General features: G+C 69.0%; 20 protein-coding genes. 9 read left to right on the forward strand and 11 right to left on the reverse strand.

The genetic code is table 11. The features are described 5' to 3' along the window. Nucleotides 1-22 precede the first annotated feature (22 nt). Together A5696_RS05980 and pdxH are read right to left on the reverse strand one after the other, a co-directional pair. Nucleotides 23-1,318 carry a citrate synthase gene (locus tag A5696_RS05980; RefSeq protein ID WP_067874877.1) on the reverse strand — a complete coding sequence of 432 codons (1,296 nt, stop codon included), beginning with the start codon at nt 1,316-1,318 and terminating at the stop codon, nt 23-25. A gap of 186 nt (nt 1,319-1,504) precedes the next feature. Further along, nucleotides 1,505-2,131: a pyridoxamine 5'-phosphate oxidase gene (gene pdxH / locus A5696_RS05985; RefSeq protein ID WP_156738276.1), complete on the reverse strand. Its 627-nt coding sequence runs from the start codon at nt 2,129-2,131 to the stop codon at nt 1,505-1,507. A gap of 116 nt (nt 2,132-2,247) precedes the next feature. Between pdxH and A5696_RS05990 the strand changes: the two genes are divergently transcribed. Together A5696_RS05990 and A5696_RS05995 are read left to right on the forward strand one after the other, a co-directional pair. Further along, nucleotides 2,248-3,366: a citrate synthase 2 gene (locus A5696_RS05990; protein ID WP_067874882.1), complete on the forward strand. Its 1,119-nt coding sequence runs from the start codon at nt 2,248-2,250 to the stop codon at nt 3,364-3,366. A 205-nt stretch (nt 3,367-3,571) separates the two neighbouring features. Further along, the gene (locus A5696_RS05995) at nt 3,572-4,027 is read left to right on the forward strand and encodes a VOC family protein (RefSeq protein ID WP_067875260.1); all 456 of its coding nucleotides are present in this window, start codon (nt 3,572-3,574) and stop codon (nt 4,025-4,027) included. Here the strand turns inward: A5696_RS05995 and A5696_RS06000 are convergent. Together A5696_RS06000 and A5696_RS06005 are read right to left on the reverse strand one after the other, a co-directional pair. Next, entirely contained in the window at nt 4,024-5,721 is a 1,698-nt protein-coding gene (locus tag A5696_RS06000) for an FAD-dependent oxidoreductase (protein WP_067874885.1), read from the reverse strand. The two genes, A5696_RS05995 and A5696_RS06000, sit on opposite strands and share 4 nt — an antisense overlap. A gap of 18 nt (nt 5,722-5,739) precedes the next feature. Then, entirely contained in the window at nt 5,740-6,765 is a 1,026-nt protein-coding gene (locus A5696_RS06005; protein WP_067874888.1) for a diiron oxygenase, read from the reverse strand. Nucleotides 6,766-6,963: 198 nt separating this feature from the next. Between A5696_RS06005 and serC the strand changes: the two genes are divergently transcribed. After that, the gene (gene serC / locus A5696_RS06010) at nt 6,964-8,082 is read left to right on the forward strand and encodes a phosphoserine transaminase (protein ID WP_067874891.1); all 1,119 of its coding nucleotides are present in this window, start codon (nt 6,964-6,966) and stop codon (nt 8,080-8,082) included. A gap of 121 nt (nt 8,083-8,203) precedes the next feature. Continuing rightward, entirely contained in the window at nt 8,204-8,998 is a 795-nt protein-coding gene (sepH, locus tag A5696_RS06015) for a septation protein SepH (RefSeq protein WP_067874894.1), read from the forward strand. A gap of 27 nt (nt 8,999-9,025) precedes the next feature. Here sepH and A5696_RS06020 read toward each other — a convergent pair whose 3' ends face one another. Genes A5696_RS06020 through A5696_RS06030 form a run of 3 tightly spaced genes read right to left on the reverse strand, consistent with a single transcriptional unit; the run spans nt 9,026 to nt 10,544 of the window. Further along, complete coding sequence (locus A5696_RS06020) at nt 9,026-9,295, reverse strand: DUF2537 domain-containing protein (protein ID WP_067875263.1); 270 nt, start codon at nt 9,293-9,295, stop codon at nt 9,026-9,028. Continuing rightward, on the reverse strand, nt 9,292-10,116 hold the full coding sequence (locus A5696_RS06025) for an RNA methyltransferase (protein WP_067874897.1): 825 nt from the start codon (nt 10,114-10,116) through the stop codon (nt 9,292-9,294). Before A5696_RS06025 ends, A5696_RS06020 begins: the two co-directional genes overlap by 4 nt. Next, on the reverse strand, nt 10,113-10,544 hold the full coding sequence (locus A5696_RS06030) for a MarR family winged helix-turn-helix transcriptional regulator (protein WP_067874900.1): 432 nt from the start codon (nt 10,542-10,544) through the stop codon (nt 10,113-10,115). The genes A5696_RS06025 and A5696_RS06030 overlap by 4 nt, the downstream gene beginning before the upstream one ends. Nucleotides 10,545-10,663: 119 nt before the next feature. On the opposite strand from A5696_RS06030, the gene A5696_RS06035 reads away from it, so the two are divergent. Together A5696_RS06035 and A5696_RS06040 are read left to right on the forward strand one after the other, a co-directional pair. After that, nucleotides 10,664-10,939 (forward strand): DUF2530 domain-containing protein, encoded by a 276-nt coding sequence (locus A5696_RS06035; protein ID WP_067875266.1) that lies wholly within the window; start codon nt 10,664-10,666, stop codon nt 10,937-10,939. 18 nt (nt 10,940-10,957) lie between these two features. Further along, nucleotides 10,958-11,413, forward strand: a complete 456-nt coding sequence (locus tag A5696_RS06040) for an SRPBCC family protein (protein ID WP_067874903.1) — start codon at nt 10,958-10,960, stop codon at nt 11,411-11,413. Here A5696_RS06040 and A5696_RS06045 read toward each other — a convergent pair. Further along, nucleotides 11,410-12,306, reverse strand: coding sequence for a DUF3027 domain-containing protein (locus tag A5696_RS06045; protein ID WP_067874906.1), 897 nt, complete (start codon nt 12,304-12,306; stop codon nt 11,410-11,412). The two genes, A5696_RS06040 and A5696_RS06045, sit on opposite strands and share 4 nt — an antisense overlap. A gap of 119 nt (nt 12,307-12,425) precedes the next feature. Here A5696_RS06045 and A5696_RS06050 point away from each other — a divergent pair, with 119 nt between their 5' ends. From A5696_RS06050 to A5696_RS06060, 3 genes are all read left to right on the forward strand, one after another. Beyond that, entirely contained in the window at nt 12,426-14,087 is a 1,662-nt protein-coding gene (locus A5696_RS06050) for an MFS transporter (RefSeq protein ID WP_067874909.1), read from the forward strand. A gap of 14 nt (nt 14,088-14,101) precedes the next feature. After that, nucleotides 14,102-14,587 carry a DUF2771 domain-containing protein gene (locus A5696_RS06055; RefSeq protein WP_067875269.1) on the forward strand — a complete coding sequence of 162 codons (486 nt, stop codon included), beginning with the start codon at nt 14,102-14,104 and terminating at the stop codon, nt 14,585-14,587. A 105-nt stretch (nt 14,588-14,692) separates the two neighbouring features. Next, nucleotides 14,693-15,559 (forward strand): endonuclease domain-containing protein, encoded by an 867-nt coding sequence (locus A5696_RS06060; protein WP_067874912.1) that lies wholly within the window; start codon nt 14,693-14,695, stop codon nt 15,557-15,559. Between the two features lie 73 nt (nt 15,560-15,632). On the opposite strand, the gene A5696_RS06065 is transcribed toward A5696_RS06060, so the two are convergent. The 3 genes from A5696_RS06065 to A5696_RS06075 form a co-directional block, all read right to left on the reverse strand. Beyond that, entirely contained in the window at nt 15,633-16,637 is a 1,005-nt protein-coding gene (locus A5696_RS06065; protein ID WP_067874915.1) for a glutathione S-transferase family protein, read from the reverse strand. Nucleotides 16,638-16,659: 22 nt separating this feature from the next. Then, a complete protein-coding gene (locus tag A5696_RS06070; RefSeq protein ID WP_067874918.1) occupies nt 16,660-18,585 on the reverse strand; it encodes an acyl-CoA dehydrogenase family protein in 1,926 nt (641 codons plus the stop codon). A gap of 133 nt (nt 18,586-18,718) precedes the next feature. Next, nucleotides 18,719-19,129 (reverse strand): cold-shock protein, encoded by a 411-nt coding sequence (locus tag A5696_RS06075; protein ID WP_067874920.1) that lies wholly within the window; start codon nt 19,127-19,129, stop codon nt 18,719-18,721. Between the last annotated feature and the right edge of the window lie 63 nt (nt 19,130-19,192).

Raw genomic sequence — 19,192 nt, forward strand, 5'->3', positions numbered from 1 at the left:
TTGCGTCTGCTCGGCGGGAAAACTAGCGGTCGTTGATGGTGGCGTAGTCCCGCTCGGTGTACCCGGTGTAGATCTGGCGCGGACGCCCGATCTTGCTGTCGCCCTCGTCGTGCATCTCACGCCAGTGCGCGATCCAGCCCGGCAGCCGGCCCAGCGCGAACAGCACCGTGAACATCCTGGTCGGGAAGCCCAGGGCCCGGTAGATCAGGCCGGTGTAGAAGTCGACGTTGGGGTATAGCTTGCGCTCGACGAAGTAGTCGTCGGTGAGCGCCGCCTCTTCGAGTTCCTTCGCGATGTCGAGCAGCGAGTCGTCGCCGCCCAGCTTGCCCAGGATCTTGTCGGCCTGTTCCTTGACGATCCGGGCCCGCGGGTCGTAGTTCTTGTAGACGCGGTGCCCGAAGCCCATCAGCTTCACGCCGGCCTCGCGGTTCTTCACCTTCCGGACGAATTCGCCGACGTCGTCGCCGCTCTCCCGGATCTGCTCGAGCATCTCCAGCACCGCCTGGTTGGCGCCGCCGTGCAGCGGACCCCACAGCGCGTTGATGCCGCCGGAAATGGAGGTGAAAAGGTTGGCCCGTGAGGAGCCGACCAGCCGGACCGTCGACGTCGAGCAGTTCTGCTCGTGGTCGGCGTGCAGGATGAACAGCATGTCCAGCGCCCGCACGATCTCGGGGTCGGCGTGGTACGGCTCGGCCGGCAACCCGAACGTCATCCGCAGGAAGTTCTCCACCAGGGAAAGCGAGTTGTCCGGGTAGAGGAAGGGCTGCCCGATCGACTTCTTGTAGGCATACGCGGCGATAGTGGGCAGCTTGGCCAGCAGACGCGTGGTCGACAGCTCGACCTGGCCGTTGTCCATCGGGTCCAGCGCGTCCGGGTAGTAGGAGCTCAGCGCGTTCACCACGCTGGACAGCACCGGCATCGGGTGGGCGTTGGGCGGGAAGCCGTCGAAGAAACGCTTGAGGTCCTCGTGCAGCATCGTGTGCCGCTGGATCCGGTTGGTGAACTCGTCGAGCTGTTCCTTGTTCGGCAACTCGCCGTAGATGAGCAGGTAGCTGACCTCGATGAAGGTCGACTTCTCGGCGAGCTGCTCGATCGGGTAGCCGCGGTAGCGCAGAATGCCGGCGTCACCGTCGATGTAGGTGATGGAACTCTTGCACGAGGCGGTGTTGACGAAGCCGTTGTCGAACGTCGTGTAGCCGGTCTTGGACAAAAGGGGGCCGAGCGCAATCCCGTCGGCTCCTTCGGTGGCTTGCACGACCTCAAGGTCGATCTCGCCCCCTGGGTACTTCAGAGTTGCGGTGTCGTCGGTGTCGGCCACGAGAACCCCTTTGCGCTCTGGCTGGTATGGCTGCCCTGACTAGGTGCTTACTGCTGAAGGTAGTCGTTGTCGGGACGGCGTGCCTGCCCGGGGTCAAGTCCGCCGGTCTGGCGGCCGTCGGCTGGTTAAACCACGGTGAATTGCCGACGTGACGTGCGTCATACCGCGGCCGAGCGTGGGGCGCATTCAGGGCTGAAGGCGCTCGATTCGATCGCCGATCACCCGAATCCGGTTGTGCACCCGGTTTTCTCGGCCCTGCCAGAATTCGACCACCTCGGCCGCCAGCAGGTACCCGCCCCAGTTGGGCGGCACGGGGACGCATTCGGAGTCGGAGAAGCGGGCCGTGACCTCGGCGAGCTGGTCCAGCAGTGCGGCGCGCGACGCGATCGGCCGCGATTGGTGTGACGCCCACGCACCCAGTTGTGAGCCCCGCGGCCGCTTGGACCAATAGTCCTGCGTGACCTGCGGGTCGACCTTGCTCACCCGCCCGCTGATGTGCACCTGCCGGCCCAGCAGGTACCAGGGAAAGGTTGCCGACGCGTACGGCGTCGCCGCCAGCTCGGCGCCCTTGGCCGAGTCGTAGTTGGTGAAAAAAGTGATCCCCGTCTCGTCCGCACTCTTGCACAGCACCGATCGGCTGACCGGCCGGCCGTCTGCGACGGTGGCCAACACCATGGCGTTGGGTTCGGCCACGCCGGCGCGCTCCGCGTCGTCAATCCACTTGCGAAACAAGACAAGCCAGCCCTCCGCCAGCCAGTCCGCGTCGAGGTCCGTGCTGCCGTCCTTCTCGACCGACCCGTACTCCACGCGCATCGTCTCCAGGTGTTCTCTGCCTGCTCCGGGCCCCGGTCCTGCCATTGCGCCAACGCTACCGGGGGTCGCTACCGGCCGGTAGCATCCGCCCGCCGATGGGGTGCGAGAATTTGCGTATGACTGTGCCCGAGAACTTCGTCCCCGGCCTGGAGGGCGTGGTGGCGTTCACCACCGAAATCGCCGAGCCGGACAAAGACGGCGGCGCGCTGCGCTACCGCGGCGTGGATATCGAAGACCTGGTGAGCCAGCAGGTGACCTTCGGCGACGTGTGGGCGCTGCTGGTCGACGGCAAGTTCGGTCATGGGCTGCCGCCCGCCGAGCCCTTCCCGCTGCCGATCCACACCGGCGATGTGCGGGTCGACGTGCAGGCGGGGCTGGCCATGCTGGCGCCGATCTGGGGCTACAAGCCGTTGCTGGACACCGACGACGCCACCGCCCGCGATCAGCTGGCCCGCGCCTCGGTGATGGCGCTGTCCTACGTCGCGCAGTCGGCGCGCGGCATCTATCAGCCCGCCGTCCCGCAGCGGGTCATCGACGAATGCCCGACCGTCACAGCGCGATTCATGACCCGCTGGCAGGGCGAACCCGACCCCCGGCACGTCGAGGCGATCGACGCCTACTGGGTGTCGGCCGCCGAGCACGGCATGAACGCCTCGACGTTCACCGCGCGGGTGATCGCCTCGACCGGAGCGGACGTCGCGGCTTCGCTGTCGGGGGCGATCGGGGCGATGAGCGGCCCGCTGCACGGCGGCGCGCCGGCCCGGGTGCTGCCGATGCTCGAGGAGGTCGAGCGCACCGGCGACGCGCGCAGCCTGGTGAAGGGCATTTTGGACCGCGGAGACAAGCTGATGGGTTTCGGCCACCGCGTGTACCGCGCCGAGGACCCGCGGGCCCGGGTGCTGCGGGCGGCCGCCGAGCGGCTGGGCGCCCCGCGCCACGAGGTCGCCGTCGCGTTGGAGCAGGCCGCGCTGGCCGAGCTGCGGGAGCGGCGCCCGGACCGCGCCATCGAGACCAACGTCGAGTTCTGGGCCGCGGTCATCCTGGACTTCGCCCGGGTGCCGGCCAACATGATGCCGGCGATGTTCACCTGTGGACGCACCGCGGGATGGTGCGCCCACATCCTCGAGCAGAAGCGGCTGGGCAAGCTGGTCCGCCCGTCGGCCATTTACGTCGGTCCGGGCCCGCGCAGCCCGGAAGCCGTCGAGGGTTGGGACCGGGTTCTCACCCACGCCTGAGTTCGGCGAGCGATAACCACACCGCGAATTTCGGCCCAACATTTCGCACTGCGGTCACGCTCGCGTGAGTTAGTTGTCGGTGCCCGGCGATTGAATGGGCGTGTTTCGCGATGACCCCGATGACTTTGCATCGCGGGACGAGTCAATACCCGTGTGCCGGCCCACGCCGGGGTTGGCACGGGAGACCGACAACAAGGAGACCACCATGGCGATCGACATCGAACCCGCACTGTCCCCGCACCTCGTCGTCGACGACGCCGCCGCGGCGATCGACTTCTACGTCAAGGCCTTTGGCGCCGTCGAGCTGGGCCGGGTGCCGGGCCCCGACGGCAGGCTGGTACACGCCGCGCTGACCATCAACGGCTCCACCGTGATGCTCAACGACGACTTTCCGGAAACCTGTGGCGGCAAGTCGATGACGCCGAAGGCCCTGGGCGGCACCCCCGTCACCATCCACCTGACGGTCACGGACGTCGACGCGAAGTTCCAGCAGGCGCTGGACGCGGGCGCCACGGTGGTGGCTCCGCTGGACGACCAGTTCTGGGGAGACCGCTACGGCGTGGTCGCCGACCCGTTCGGCCACCACTGGTCGCTGGGGCAGCCGGTGCGCGAGGTCAGCCCCGAAGAGATCGCAGCCGCGATGTCCGGGCAGCCGGGCTAGGCGTCCAGTAGCCGTGCCAGCAGCCGGCGTCGCCGCGGCGGCGCCGGCGCGGTGGCTGCCACGGCGAGCATGTCGGCGACATCGGTGAATTTGTTGCGCGGCCGCCCGCCGTGGGCACTGTGGCCGCCGCGTTCGATTTCCGCGGCGTCGATCGCGCGCCATCCCGCGGAGTCGACGACGTCGGGCTGGCGCCCACGCACCAGTTCGTCCAATGCGCCGGGCGTGGCGGCCGGGTGGGTGAGCCGGCCGGCGTTGAAATCGGCGACCAGCGCCTGGACCGTTTGCAGGGAGCAGGACTTGTTGGTGCCGATGAACCCCGTCGGTCCGCGCTTGATCCAACCCGCGACGTAGGCGCCGGGCACCGGACGCCCGGAGCCGGGGTCGACGACGCGGCCGCCGTCGTTGGGCACGACGGCCGCCGATTCGTCGAACGGAAGCCCACGGATCTCCTTGCCGCGGTAGCCGATCGACGTCAGCACCAGGCCCGCCTCCAGCCGGCGCACCTCCTCGGTGCCGGTGACGGTGAACTCGACGCCCGTGGCGCGCCGCTCTCCGGGCACGCGGTGCGGCGTCAGCCCATAGGCCAGCCGGATTCGGCGGCGAGACGTCGGCACCGCGGCGTCACCCAGTTTGCTCAGGATCTCCAGCTTGTTCTTGGTCAAGGGATCCGACTCGACCGCGAGATCGCTTGCCACCCTTTGCTGGTCGACGGCGTCGAGCACGACCTCGGATGCGCCGGTGAGCCCGATCAGTTCGGGCAGGGTGAAGGCCGAATGGGCCGGGCCGCGCCGGGCGGCGATCACCACTTCGCGCACCGCGGAGCGCCGCAACGCCTCGAGCGCATGGTCGGAGATGTCGGTGCGGGCAAGAACGTCGGGGTCCGCGGTGAGGACGCGGGCCACATCGAGGGCGACATTGCCGTTGCCGATGATCACCACCCGCTCCTGACTGAGATCGACTGGCAGGTCGGTGAAGTCGGGATGCCCGTTGACCCACGCGACGAACTCGGTGGCGGTCCCGGTGCCCGGCAGGCCCATGCCGTCGATGCCGAGGCGACGATCGTCGGGTGCACCCACCGCATACACCACGGCGTGATGGTGGGCCAACAGATCCGCGTGACTCAGGTGCCTGCCGATCTCGACGTTCAGGTAGAACCGGAAGTGCCGGTGGGCGGATATCCGGTCGAAAAGCCGGGTGACCTTCTTGGTGTTCTGGTGGTCGGGCGCCACCCCGGCGCGCACCAGCCCGTAGGGCGTCGGCAGCTTCTCAAAGACGTTGACCCGCACGCCCTGTTGGGTGAGCAGCTCGTCGGCGGCATACATCGCCGCGGGGCCCGAGCCGACGATGGCAACGGTCAACGGCCGCCGGCGGGCGCGCACCTCGGCGGCGGGGATCACGGGGGCCAGCTTCGAGGTGGGCGGCAGCTTCTCGCCCTCGGGCCGCTCCGGGTAGAAGGACGCGTTGATCTCCACGAACGGCAGCTGCTTGGCGTCCAGCCGGGTGTCGGGCGCGATGGCGCCGACCGGGCAGGCGCTCACGCACGCGCCGCAGTCCACGCACGCCACCGGATCGATGTAGAGCATCTCGGTGGTGGCAAACCCCGGCTCGTCCGGTGACGGGTGGATGCAATTGACGGGGCACGCGAAAACACAGGACCCGTCGTTGCAGCACGACTGGGTAATAACGTGCGGCATAAGGGAACCCGTGCAGTCCTAAGCGGCCGGCGCGGCGGCCAGGTGCCGGCGCTGCGGCTCGCTGCGGTAGCGCGACGGCTTGCCGTTGATCTTGCAGAGCCGCCACATCAGCCGGGCCGACCGCGTTTCCATCAGCCCGGTGTCGTGAGCCAGCATTCGCACATCACCGAACATGTCGCTGAGCCACTTGCGCGACTCCGGGGACCGGAAGAACAGTTCCTTCTTGACCTCGCGCGGAATCTCGAATTCGCGCCAGAATGCCTTGGGCGGCACCACGATTGCGCGGCACAACACCTTCATGGTCAGCGGCAGGTACAGCGCCGTCCAGAACCGTTGGCGGTCGGTCAGCTCCGGCAACCGCCTGCGCAGGAACTCGTGGGCGAACGAGATGTGCCGGGCCTCCTCGGCCACGTGGATGGCCATCACCCGCTCCATGATCGGGTGCAGCGACTTACCTTCGCGCAGCACGTTTTTCTGCGTGTGGTCGATGGGTTCCTCACCGGCGAGCACGCCGATGAAAAACGCCACCGGCAACGGGCCGGCGACCAGTGGAACCAGCGGCGAGAGCCACTTGAGCATCCGCGGCATTCCCGGCACGTCGGCGCCGATGCGGTTCACCATCTCCTGGAACATCATGGTGTGGTTGCACTCTTCGACAGATTCGTGCAGGCAGTACCGGTATTCGGGCGACCCGTTGGGCACCCAGAACGTGTAGTTCATCAGGCCGCGGATCAGGATCGACTCGAAATGCAATCCCACCTTGGCGACGTTGGCCTGTCGCCACATGCCGATCTTGATCTTGCGCTCTTGGGATTGGGCCTGATACCAGGGATGCCGCCCCAATGGATCGGTCAACGGCAGGATCCATCGGGGGTCGTTCTCCGTGACCGCGAATTCCGGTGAGTCCCAGTCGATGTCGGTATACGGGTTGAAGTTGCGCCGCACCGACCCCTCGGACAGTGTGGCAAGCATGTTCACGTACTCGGCGTCGTCGCGCACTTCCATGTTGCGTCGCCAACGCCGGACCATTCGCGTCCTGTCCATTCCAAGCCTCCCCAACGAGGTTTACATTTGGACGTGCAATGTCCAGACAGTACCGCAGGTACCGGATATTTTCTAGACCGCTCCAAGGCACTGTGGGCTGACCAGTGGTCACCCGATCCGTGTGGTCTGGCTCACAACCCGTCGCCCACTCCAGCCCGCGGCGCCGCCGCCTTCGGATCGCTCACTAGGCTGGCTGACATGGCTGACCAGCTCGACATCCCCTCCGACATCAAACCCCGCGACGGCCGCTTCGGCTCCGGCCCCTCCAAGGTCCGACCCGAGCAGCTGAAGGCGTTGACCACCACCGCCGCGCCGCTGTTCGGCACGTCGCACCGGCAAGCGCCGGTCAAGGATCTGGTGGGCCGGGTTCGCTCCGGAGTGCGAGAGCTTTTCTCCGTGCCCGACGGTTATGAGGTCATCCTTGGCAACGGCGGTGCGACGGCGTTCTGGGACGCCGCCGCCTTCGGGCTGATCGACACGCGCTCGCTGCACCTGTCGTTCGGCGAGTTCAGCTCGAAGTTCGCCTCCTGCGTCGCCAAGAACCCGTTCGTCGGCGACCCCATCATCATCAAGTCGGACGCCGGCAGCGCGCCCGAGCCGCAGGCCGATCCGTCGGTCGACGCGGTCGCCTGGGCGCACAACGAGACGTCGACCGGCGTCGCGGTGCCGATCCGCCGGCCCGCCGGCTCGGACGGCGCCCTGGTCCTCATCGACGCGACGTCGGGCGCGGGCGGCCTCCCCGTCGACATCACCCAGGCGGACGCCTACTACTTCTCGCCCCAGAAGAACTTCGCCAGCGACGGCGGGCTGTGGCTGGCCGTCCTGAGCCCCGCCGCGCTGGCGCGCATCGAGTCCATCGCCTCCTCCGGGCGCTGGGTTCCCGACTTCCTGTCGCTGCCGATAGCCGTCGAAAACAGCCTGAAGAATCAGACGTACAACACCCCGGCGATCGGCACCCTGGCACTGATGGCCGAGCAGCTGGACTGGCTGCTCGGCAACGGCGGCCTCGACTGGGCGGTGAAGCGCACGGCGGATTCCTCGCAGCGGTTGTACTCGTGGGCGCAGGAGCGGCCCTACACCACGCCGTTCGTCACCGATCCGGCGTTGCGGTCCCAGGTGGTCGGCACGATCGACTTCGTCGACGAGGTCGACGCCGCGGCCGTCGCCAAGACGCTGAGGGCCAACGGCATCGTCGACACCGAGCCCTACCGCAAACTGGGCCGCAACCAGTTGCGGGTGGCGATGTTCCCCGCCGTCGACCCCGATGACGTCAGCGCCCTGACCCAGTGCGTCGACTGGGTGGTCGAGCGCCTTTAACTCAACCGTCACCGGCCCGCAACCCGCCAGCGTGTCAGAGCGGGTTACCGGCGTTGGCTGCATTAGAGTGCGGACCTGACGGGTCCGTCGCTGACCGGCGCGGAGCCTCCGAGGAGAAGCCATGCGGGAACTCAAAGTGGTTGGTCTCGATGACGAGGGCAAATACATCCTCTGCCAGGGTGACGACCCCGCAGAACGGTTCAAGCTGGTGGCCGACGACAGACTCCGGGCCGTCCTCCGCGGCGAGTCGCCACCGCCCGAGCAGCCGCAGCTGGACATCCAGGTCACTAACATGTTGAGCCCCAAAGAAATTCAGGCCCGAATCCGCGCCGGCGCGTCAGTCGACCAGGTGGCCACCGCGTCGGGCTCAGACATTTCCCGGGTCCGCCGGTTCGCTCACCCCGTGTTGCTGGAACGCGCTCGCGCCGCGGAACTGGCAACGGCGGCGCACCCGATGCTCGCCGACGGGCCCGCCGTCCTCACGCTGCTGGAGACGGTCAGCGCCGCCTTGGTGGCGCGCGGGCTGGAGCCCGACCGGCTCAGCTGGGACGCCTGGCGCAACGAAGACAGCCGCTGGACCGTGCAACTCGCTTGGAAGGCGGGGCGTTCCGACAACATCGCGCACTTCAGCTTCGCCCCCGGCGCCCACGGCGGAACGGTCACGGCGGTCGACGACGCGGCCAGCGAGCTGATCGACCCGGCCTTCGAGCGCCCGCTGCGGCCGCTCGCCCGGGTGGCCCGCCTGGACTTCGAGGCCCCGCAACCTCCCGCCCCCGAAGGAAAAGCCGCCGAGCCCGCCGAGCCCGCCGAGCCCGCCGCACCGCCGGAACAGCCGGTGCACACGCGGCGCGGCAAGCCGGTCATCCCGGCGTGGGAAGACGTGCTGCTCGGCGTCCGATCCGGCGGCCACCGCTAGCCCGATGGCGGGGGCCCGCGGTCCCCGCTAGCCGACCGTCATCGCCAGCAGCGTCAGCCATGCCCCGGCCACCCCCACGGCCGCGCCCAGCACAAACCAGCGCAGCACCGGCGTGCGCCGCCAGCCCCACAACGTCGGCGCCAAGCCACCCGCCGCCACGGCGTTGAGCCCGACCGCCAACAACGGATGCACCCGGATCAGCCCGAGACTGAGCACCACCACGGCGACGCCTGTCACGCCGGCGACGAACGCGGAAACCGTCAAACCCGTTGCCCAGGGGACGGACTCGTCACTCACCACGTGAGCCTAGCCCGCTCGTAGAACGCCAGGGCCGCCGCCGTCGCGACGTTGAGCGAGTCGGTGCCGCGCGACATCGGGACCCGCACCGGCACGTCACTGAGCCGCAGAGTGGCCGTCGTCAGCCCGGGGCCCTCGGCGCCGACCAGCACCGCGACACGCTCGTCGACCGCCGCCGCCATCGCTTCGGCCAGCGCGGACGCCTCGCGCTGCGGTGTCATCGCCATGAGCCGAAACCCGTTCTCCTTCAACAGCAGAAGGTCGTGGGGCCAGTGCGAAGCCCGCGCGTAGGGCACCAGCAGCGCGTGACCCATCGACACCCGCACGGCCCGGCGGTACAGCGGGTCGGCGCAGCCCTCGCCGAATATCACCGCGTCGACCCCCAGCCCGGCCGCGTTGCGGAAGATCGAGCCCAGGTTCTCGTGGTCGTTGACACCCTCGAGCACCGCGACTGTCCTGGCGGACTCCGCCACCTGCGCGACGCTGGGCTCCGGCACCCTGCGGGCGGCCGCGAGGACGCCGCGGTTCAGGTGGAAGCCGACCACCTGCGCCATCACCTCGGCCGACGCCCGGTAGAACGGCGCCGCGGCACCGGCCAGGTCGTCCTTGAGCTCCAACAGCCGACGCTCGGTGCCCAGCAGGGCGTGCGGGGTGAATCGGGACGCCAGCATGCGCTGCACGACCAGCACCCCTTCGGCGATCACCAGCCCCTTGCCCGTCGGCAGATCGGGACGGCGATCGACGCTGTTCAGGTCGCGGAAATCGTCGACGCGCGGGTCGTCGGGGTCGGTGACGTCCTGAACATCCAAGCCGCCGGTCACGGGCTTTCGTCGACCAGCGCAAGCATCAGATCGGCGGCCTCGCGCAGGGTCTCGCGCTGGTCGCCGTCCAGGGTCGCCAGCCGCTTGGCCAGCCACTCCTGGCGGGCGCGACGGTTGGCCTTGACCAACTCGGCACCGGACTCGGACACCGAGACCAGCACCTGCCGGCCGTCGACGGGATGCGGGGCGCGGTCCACCAACCCCATCTCTGCGAGCGACGCGATCACCCGGGTCATCGACGGCGGTCGCACGCGCTCGCGAATCGCCAGCGCGCCGGGCGTCATCGCGCCCTCGTTGGTCAGCGTCGCCAGCGCCGACAACTGCGACAGCGACACCGGCGATGACGGATTGCGGAACCGCAGTTGGCGGGCCAGCCGCATCACCGCCAGCGACAAGTCGCTCGCCAGCCGGGCGTCGCTGTCAGGCATGGCGCGAGGTTACACGTAACGCCACTGATGCGGGACACCAAACTGACATCCGTGGACTTTGGTCCTCGACCTCGCTCGGGCGGTTCCGGGCCCCGTCGCCGCCGGGTATGTTGATCGCGATGTCTGTCGAACCCGGCCACACCCCGGAGCCGCCGCCGCTCCCGCGGGCGCTGCTGGAGGTGTGGCCCGTCATCGCGGTCGGCTTCCTGGGCTGGCTGATCGGCGCGGCGCTGGCTTTCGCCGTGCCGGCCCTGCAGAGTTGGCGCCCGGTGACGCTGGGCGGGCTGGGCGTGGGACTGCTCGGCACCAGCATCTTCGTGTTGCAGCTCGCCGGCGCTCGCCGCGGCGCCCGTGGCGCGCAGACGGGCCTGGAAACCTACCTCGACCGCAACTAGTTCCGCCTTGGAGGACCGATGGCCGCCCCGCTGCTGCAAGCGCAAGTCGACATCGACGCACCGGCATCGAAGGTCTGGGCGTTGATATCCGACTTCGGCAGGATGCCGGAGTGGAGCCCGCAGTGCCGCTGGATGAGGCCGTTCGGGCCGCTGCGCGCGGGCACCCGCACCCTCAACCTCAACCGCCGCCACCGCATGTTCTGGCCCACCACCTGCACGGTTGTCGAGGTCATCCCCGAAAAGAGGCTCGCGTTCCGTGTCGACATCAACGGCACCATCTGGAGCTACGAGCTCGAGCCCACCGGCCAGGGCACGCGGGTGATCGAGAGCCGTCACGCCGAGAACGGCGTCAGCGCGTTTTCCAGTCTGTCGGTTAACGCGCTCATGGGTGGGACCGCGAACTTCGAACGCGAGCTGCTCGACGGGATGAACGCCTCGCTGGCGAGAATCAAGGCCGCCGCCGAGCGGGGCTAATCGCCCGGTTCCGCCGGCTCGGTCTCCGCGGCCTCCGGTATGGGCTCCGGTATCGGCTCCGGCTCGGCCTCGGCCGCCTCCGGTATCGGCTCCGGCGATTGCGGCGGCGGCTTCTCCGCGACGTCCAGCACGCCGTCGTCGTACGGCTCGTACGCGGGCGAGCCGGTGCCAGCGGGGGCCGGCGTGTCGGAATGGGCGCCGCAGCCGTACTGCTTGTCGACGATGCGCCCGTCGGCGGACAGCTCGTTACCGCACACACCGAACATCGCGCCCAGCGAACCGGCCAGGGGCAGGAAGAAACCACAATCGCGGCACATCCGCTTGGTGGACCGGGCCATCGCCGAATCGGGACCGAATTCCCCGGTGTGCCAGCGCTCGGCCGCCTCGGCGCGGCCGACGGCGCTCATCACCCAGCGCCGGCCCAACCCGATTTCGGCGGCGGTCTCGTCGATCTCCGGGTCGCCGCTGGCGGCGTAGCCGGGGACCAATCGCGGGTCGTCCGCCGCGGGCGCCAGCAGGTCGCCGGGGCTCAGATCGCCCGGCCGCACCCGTTGATCCCACGGCACCCACTGCGGCGCCAGCAGCGCCGTCGGCCCGGGGATCAGCACCACTTCGCTGATCGTGGCGTGGTCGGCACCCGGGTACGCGGCGACGACGGCCGCCCATTGCCACCCCTGGTAACCGGGCAGATGCGCCAGGAACCGGTGGGTCGCGGCGGTCGGGTCCTCGTAGCCGACGCCCAGGTAGTCCCCGACGGCCTCGGCGCCGGCGAACTCCTCGACGGCCGCCCTGGCCCGGTCGGCCGCGCCGGTGAGCACCGCCGCCAACTCGTCGGGCCAGTCGGCCACGGTCGTCGCGGCGGGTTCCACCGACCCTTCACTGGGTCCGGTCACGCTGTCCCCTCTCTTGCACTGCGTCTCCAATACTAAGGTTGGCGAGCCACGCCCGGTTGCCTGCCGGCATAAGACAGAATTGATTCGTGTCCGGACGGCGGCGTGACGATCGGGGCCGGGTGGCCTCCAACCCGGGTCGCCGGAGGGGCCCGGACCGCAACGGCTCGGCGGGCCAGCACCCGGGCATGGCCAACTACCCGGCCGATGACGCCGGCCGGGCGCGGTCGCGGCGCCCCCCGCCGATGCCCAGCGCGAACCGGTATCTGCCGCCGTTGGGCGAGCAGGCCGAGCCGGGCCGCACGGGTGACACACCCCCACGCGGTCCCACCGCCGGCGAACGGATCACGGTCACCCGCGCCGCGGCGATGCGCAGCCGCGAGATGGGTTCCCGCATGTACTGGATGGTGCAGCGGGCCGCCACCGCCGACGGCGCCGACAAGTCCGGCCTGACGGCACTGACGTGGCCGGTGGTCGCCAACTTCGCGGTGGATGCCGCGATGGCCGTCGCGCTGGCCAACACGCTGTTCTTCGCCGCGGCCAGCGGGGAGAGCAAGTCGAAGGTCGCGCTGTACCTGCTGATCACCATCGCGCCGTTCGCGGTGATCGCGCCGCTCATCGGCCCGGCGCTGGACCGGCTGCAGCACGGCCGGCGCGTCGCTCTCGCGCTGTCCTTCGCGCTGCGCACCGCGCTGGCGGTGTTGCTGATCATGAACTACGACGGCGCCACTGGCAGCTACCCGTCGATGGTGCTCTACCCGTGCGCACTGGCCATGATGGTGCTCTCCAAATCGTTCAGCGTGCTGCGCAGCGCGGTGACGCCGCGGGTGATGCCGCCGTCCATCGACCTGGTGCGGGTGAACTCCCGGCTGACGGTATTCGGCCTCCTGGGCGGCACGATCGCCGGCGGCGCCATCGCGGGCGGCGTCGAGTTCGTCGGCACCCACCTGTTCAAGCTGCCCGGCGCGTTGTTCGTCGTCGTCGCCGTCACGATCGCCGGCGCCTTGTTGTCGATGCGGATCCCGCGCTGGGTGGAGGTGACCGCGGGCGAGGTCCCGGCCACCCTGAGCTACCGCAATGACGGCGGGCCGCCGCGGCGGGGCTGGCCTGAGGAGGTCAGGAAGGTCGGCGGCACGCTTCGGCAACCGTTGGGCCGCAACATCATCACCTCGCTGTGGGGCAATTGCACGATCAAGGTGATGGTCGGCTTCCTGTTCTTGTACCCGGCGTTCGTCGCCAAGGCCCATCAATCCAACGGGTGGGAACAACTGGCCATGCTGGGCATGATCGGCGCCGCGGCGGGGATCGGCAACTTCGCGGGCAACTTCACCAGCGCCCGCCTGAAGCTGGGCAGGCCGGCCGTGCTGGTGGTGCGCTGCACCGTGGCGGTGTCCGCGGTCGCGCTGGCCGCTTCGGTGGCGGGCACCCTGGCGGCGGCCGTGATCGCCACCCTGGTCACCTCGGGGTCCAGTGCGATCGCCAAGGCCTCGCTGGATGCCTCGTTGCAACACGACCTGCCCGAGGAATCGCGCGCATCGGGGTTCGGGCGATCGGAATCCACGCTGCAGCTGGCCTGGGTGCTGGGCGGTGCGCTGGGCGTGCTCGTGTACACCGAGCTGTGGGTCGGCTTCACCGCCGTCAGCGCCCTGCTCATCCTGGGCCTGGCGCAGACCCTCGTCAGCTTCCGCGGCAATTCGTTGATCCCCGGCCTCGGCGGCAACCGGCCCGTCATGGTCGAGCAGGAGGGCATGCGCGCCGGCAGGCCGGCGGCGGTGCCTGAGTGAAACGCGCCACGGTCATGATCGTCGCGGCCGTGGTGGCCCTCGCGTGCATCGGCGCCGGGGTCGGGGCGTGGCTGCTGGTGCGACGGCCCGGTGTGCAGCGGCCCGAGATCAGCGCGTACTCGCACGGGCACCTGACCCGGGTCGGGCCGTACCTGTACTGCAATGTGCTGAACCTCAACGACTGTCAGACGCCGCAGGCCCAGGGCGAGCTGCCGTTCAACGAGCGCTACCCGGTGCAGCTTTCCGTCCCGGAAGCGATCGCGCGGGCGCCGTGGCGCCTGCTGCGGGTCTACGAGGATCCCGCCAACACGACCGTGACCATGTACCGGCCGGACAGCCGCTTCGCGGTGACCATCCCGTCGGTCGACCCGCAGCGCGGGCGGCTGACCGGGATCGTCGTGCAGTTGCTGACGCTGGTGGTCGACGAGGGCCAATCGAATGACACCGCCGCGCTGCGCGCCGTGCCGCACGCGGAATGGTCGGTGCGCCTGACGTCCTGACCTATTGCTGGCCGAACGTGGAGTTGTTGCGCCCAAACCACGTGATTTCCCGCAGCAACTCGACGTTGGACCGCGGGTGTCGGTGGCGACCGGCACCGTGTGCGCATGGAGATCCTGGATTGGCCGTTCAGAGGAACCGACGCGCTCGCGGCCGGAGTCCTCAACCGGCATCGGTTACGCACCGATTTCGAGATGGTCCATCGCAACGTCTACATCCGTCGCGGCCTGAAGTTGACGCCCGTAACCCGAGCGGTCGCCGCCTGGCTGTGGTCCGAGCGGACCGCGACGTTGGCGGGCCTGTCCGCCGCGGCGTTGCACCGCACGGCTTGGATCGACCACTGGCTGCCGGCCGAACTGAACCGACCCAGCCGCCATAAGGCGCGCGGCATCATTGTGCACAGCGACACCTTGGACGACGACGAAACGTCTGCGCGCGACGGCATTCGCATGACCACGCCGGCCCGCACGGCATTCGACCTCGGAAGGCGAAAAGGCCTGACAACGGCCGTGATTCGGCTGGACGCTCTCATGCATGCAACAGGGGTGAAGGCTGCTGACATCGAGCTGGTCGCCGACCGCCATCGCGGCGCCCGCGGGTTGATTCAGTTGCGACGGGTGTTGCACCTGGCCGATGGGGGCTCGGAATCGCCGTACGAGACGAAGACCCGTCTGGCCCTGGTCAGCGCCGGGTTGCCACGGCCTCGGACCCAGATCGAGGTGCTCAACGAATGGGGTTTGGTGGTGGCCCGGATCGATATGGGATGGGAGGAGTGGAAGGTGGGCGTCGAATTCGACGGCGCGCACCATTGGACCGATCCTGCGCAGCGAAGCCGCGACATCGACCGACTGGCGGAACTCGAGGCGCGTGGCTGGGCGATCGTCCGCGTCAGCGCCGAGATGCTACGAAACCGACCGGACGTCGTCGTCGCGCGCGTGCATCGCGCCTTGCTCGCGGCTGGTTGCCCACTATGACGCGCCCAACGTGGAGTTGTTGCGTGAAAACACAACAATTTCTCGCAACAACTCCACGCTCGGCGGGAAGATCTCAGGCGCCGTGGCCGGCCGGCACTCGCTCCCCCTCGACCGGCGGCCCGGGCGGGGTGCCGTCCCCGAACGGCCTGCCGCCCAACGCCTCTCGCTCGTGCGGGGTCAGCCAGCCGGCCAGGTCGGGGCCCTTGGGCACGATACGGGTGGGGTTGATGTCGGCGTGCACGATGTAGTAGTGCTGCTTGATCTGGACGAAGTCGACGGTGTCGCCGAAGCCGGGGGTCTGGAACAGGTCACGCGCGTAGGCCCACAATACCGGCATCTCGGACAGCTTGCTCCGGTTGCACTTGAAGTGCCCGTGGTAGACGGGGTCGAAGCGGGCCAGCGTGGTGAACAGCCGGACATCGGCCTCGGTGATGGTGTCACCCACCAGGTAGCGCTGCCCGGAAAGGCGATCGCTCACCCAGTCGAGCGCGGTGAACAGCCGGTCGTAGGCCGCCTCGTAGGCCTGCTGCGAGCCGGCGAAACCGCAGCGATAGACGCCGTTGTTGATCTCGGTGTAGACCCGCTTGCTCACCTCGTCGATCTCGGCACGCAGCGGCTCGGGGTAGAGCCGCGGTGCGCCGTCGCGGTGGTAGGCGGTCCACTCGGTCGACAGATCCAGCGTCATCTGCGCGAAGTCGTTGGTGACCACCGCGCCGCTCGGCACGTCGACGATCGCCGGCACCGTGATGCCCTTGGGGTAGTCGGGGAAGCGTTTGAAGTAGGCGTCCTGCAGCCGCGGGATCTTCAGCACCGGGTCGACGCCGCCCGGGTCCAGGTCGAAAGTCCAGCTGCGCTCGTCGTGGGTGGGGCCGCAAAACCCAATGGAGAGAACGTCTTCCAGGCCCAATAGCCGCCGCACGATGATCGCGCGGTTGGCCCACGGGCAGGCGCGGGCCACGACAAGCCGATACCGTCCGGGCTCCACCGGGTAACCGTCGCGTCCGTCGGCCGTGATGCGGGTGGTGATGTAGTTGGTGTCACGGGTGAATTCGCCCGCCGGGGCGACATAGGAGGCCATGGCGACAATTCTGCCCGGGAACTCAGGTCAGGAAGCGGCGCGCCAGGTTGGTCTCGGTCGAAGCCCCCGGCTCCCAGTGGGCGATCCACGGACCGGTGCCCTCCGACTGATCGATGATGCCGTCCTCCAGCCAGGTGTAGTGCCCGGCCAGCACGTCACGGGTCAGCCGCACGTCGCTGCTGTCGGTGTTGGACCACAGCGCCTCGAACAGGGCCTCCACCCGCAGCGTCGCCTGCTCACAGAACGTTTCGGCCAGCTGGTATGCCTGCCGACCGACGGCCGGGTCGGCGGCCCGCTGCCCCTCGGCGCGGACGCACGCCGCGGACATCGCGAACAGCTCCGCGCCGATGTCGACGATCCGGCCCAGGAACCCCTGCCGTTGCTCGAGCCTGGCCTGCCAGCGCGCCATCCCGTAGAAGGTGTTGCGGGCCAGCTTGCGCGTGGAGCGTTCGACGAACCGCAGGTGTGCCGCCAGCGGGCCGAACTCGCTGTACGCGGTGGGCCGCTGCCCTTCACCGAACACCAACTGCGGCAACCACTTTGCGTAGAATCCGCTGGCGCCGACGGCCGCGGCGGCCTTCTCCCGCAGACCGGTGTCGGGCTTGGCGAGGTCGCCGGCCGCGGTCAGATGGGCGTCGACCGCCTCCCGCGCGATGAGCAGACGCATGATCTCGCTCGATCCCTCGAAGATGCGGTTGATCCGCAGGTCGCGCACCACCTGCTCGGCGGGCACCGCGCGCTCGCCGCGCGCGGCCAGCGACTCCGCGGTCTCGTAGCCCCGCCCGCCGCGGATCTGCACGAGCTCGTCGGCGATGAGGCAGGCCATCTCGCTGGACCACAACTTGGCCAGCGCCGCCTCGATCCTGATGTCGTTGCGGCCTTCGTCGGCCATCTGCGCGGACAACTCGAGCACGGCGTCGAGCGCATAGGTGGTGGCGGCGATGAAAGAGATCTTGCTCGCCACCGCTTCGTGTTTGGCCAGTGGCTTGCCCCACTGCACGCGCTCGCCGGACCATTCGCGGGCTATCTTCAGCGCCCACTTCGACGAGCCGGTCGCGCTCGCGGGGATCGACAGCCGCCCGGCGTTGAGCGTCGTCAGCGCGATCTTCAGGCCGTCGCCTTCCCGGCCGATCAGGTTCTCGGCGGGCACCCGCACGCCGTGCAGCCTGGTCACACCGTTCTCGATGCCGCGCAAACCCATGAACGAGTTGCGCCGCTCCACGGTGATCCCGGGCGAATCGGCCTCGACGACAAAGGCGCTGATGCCCCCGCGATGCCCGTCACTCTTGGGCACGCGCGCCATGACCACCAGCAATTCGGCGACCACGCCGTTGGTCGTCCACAACTTCACGCCCTCGAGCTCGTACGCCTTGCCGTCCTCGATCGGTGTCGCCGTGGATGCCAGGCGCGCCGGGTCGGAGCCGACGTCGGGTTCGGTGAGCAGGAACGCCGATATCGCGCCGGCGGCACACCGCGGCAAGAACCTCTGCTTCTGTTCGGGGGTCCCCGCGAGTTTGAGCGGCTCCGGCACCCCGATCGACTGATGGGCCGACAGCAGCGCACCGAGCGCGGGGTGGACGGACGAAACCATCACCAGTGCCCGGTTGTAGGCGACCTGCGACATGCCCAGGCCGCCGTACTCGGTGGGGATCTTCATGCCGAAGCAGCCCAATCCGGCCAGACCCTTGACGTATTCGTCCGGGATCTGCGCGTCGCGTTCGACGACGCTACCGTCGACGCCTTCGAGGAATTCGCGCAACCGGTCGAGGAAGGCGCGGATGCGCTCCTCGTCGGCCGCCGACGGCCTGGGAAACGGATGGATGAGGTCCAGCGGAAAGTGGCCGAGAAAGAGTTCTTTGGCGAACGACGGCTTGTCCCAACCACTTTCGCGGGATTCCTCGGCGAGGGCCCTGGCTTGCTCCTCGGTGACCTGCGCTTGCTGTGCCATCGCCGCCTCCTCGCTAACGACTCACATTCGAGGCCTGAGTACCGGCTGGTGGGCCAGACATTACGACCTACGAATGTCGAAGTTACCACCGGGTAGCTTCACGGCGCACCGGTTCGCTGCGAGTCGACGCCGGTTAGGAGTCGAGCTCCCGGGCCACGGCCTTGACCACCTCGGAGACCCGACGGGCGGTCTTGCGGTCCGGGTAGCGACCCTTACGCAACTCGGGCTGCACGGCGCCCTCCAGCAGCGTGATCATGTCCTCGACCATCCCGTGCAACTCGTCGGGGCTGTGCTTGTGCTCGACGGGCGCCGCCTCCCGCCGCGTCTTGGAAAGGCTGGGCGGGGGATCGATCAGCTTGAGGCTCAAGGCCTGCGGTCCGCGCCGGCCGGAGGCGACGCCGAATTCCACCCGCTGTCCCGCCTTGAGCCCCTCGACCCCGGCGGGCAACGCCGACGAGCGGACGTAGACGTCCTCGCCGTCCTCCTGCGACAGGAAGCCGAACCCCTTTTCGGCGTCGTACCACTTAACCTTGCCGGTCGGCACTGGTCTCACCTGCTTGTCTGACGGATCACTGGATTGGGTGACGCAAGAAGCGTCCCGCCTGCG

Origin of the sequence: Mycobacterium sp. E2699, from assembly GCF_001666745.1 — a bacterium.
Taxonomy (GTDB): domain Bacteria; phylum Actinomycetota; class Actinomycetes; order Mycobacteriales; family Mycobacteriaceae; genus Mycobacterium.

Excerpts from the sequence above, each read along its gene's own strand:
- pdxH (WP_156738276.1), bottom strand. The coding sequence starts at position 2,131 with ATGCGCGTGGAGTACGGGTCGGTCGAGAAGGACGGCAGCACGGACCTC.
- A5696_RS05990 (WP_067874882.1), top strand. The coding sequence starts at position 2,248 with ATGACTGTGCCCGAGAACTTCGTCCCCGGCCTGGAGGGCGTGGTGGCG.
- A5696_RS05995 (WP_067875260.1), top strand. The coding sequence starts at position 3,572 with ATGGCGATCGACATCGAACCCGCACTGTCCCCGCACCTCGTCGTCGAC.
- A5696_RS06000 (WP_067874885.1), bottom strand. The coding sequence starts at position 5,721 with ATGCCGCACGTTATTACCCAGTCGTGCTGCAACGACGGGTCCTGTGTT.
- A5696_RS06005 (WP_067874888.1), bottom strand. The coding sequence starts at position 6,765 with ATGGACAGGACGCGAATGGTCCGGCGTTGGCGACGCAACATGGAAGTG.
- serC (WP_067874891.1), top strand. The coding sequence starts at position 6,964 with ATGGCTGACCAGCTCGACATCCCCTCCGACATCAAACCCCGCGACGGC.
- sepH (WP_067874894.1), top strand. The coding sequence starts at position 8,204 with ATGCGGGAACTCAAAGTGGTTGGTCTCGATGACGAGGGCAAATACATC.
- A5696_RS06030 (WP_067874900.1), bottom strand. The coding sequence starts at position 10,544 with ATGCCTGACAGCGACGCCCGGCTGGCGAGCGACTTGTCGCTGGCGGTG.
- A5696_RS06035 (WP_067875266.1), top strand. The coding sequence starts at position 10,664 with ATGTCTGTCGAACCCGGCCACACCCCGGAGCCGCCGCCGCTCCCGCGG.
- A5696_RS06040 (WP_067874903.1), top strand. The coding sequence starts at position 10,958 with ATGGCCGCCCCGCTGCTGCAAGCGCAAGTCGACATCGACGCACCGGCA.
- A5696_RS06055 (WP_067875269.1), top strand. The coding sequence starts at position 14,102 with ATGATCGTCGCGGCCGTGGTGGCCCTCGCGTGCATCGGCGCCGGGGTC.
- A5696_RS06060 (WP_067874912.1), top strand. The coding sequence starts at position 14,693 with ATGGAGATCCTGGATTGGCCGTTCAGAGGAACCGACGCGCTCGCGGCC.
- A5696_RS06065 (WP_067874915.1), bottom strand. The coding sequence starts at position 16,637 with ATGGCCTCCTATGTCGCCCCGGCGGGCGAATTCACCCGTGACACCAAC.
- A5696_RS06070 (WP_067874918.1), bottom strand. The coding sequence starts at position 18,585 with ATGGCACAGCAAGCGCAGGTCACCGAGGAGCAAGCCAGGGCCCTCGCC.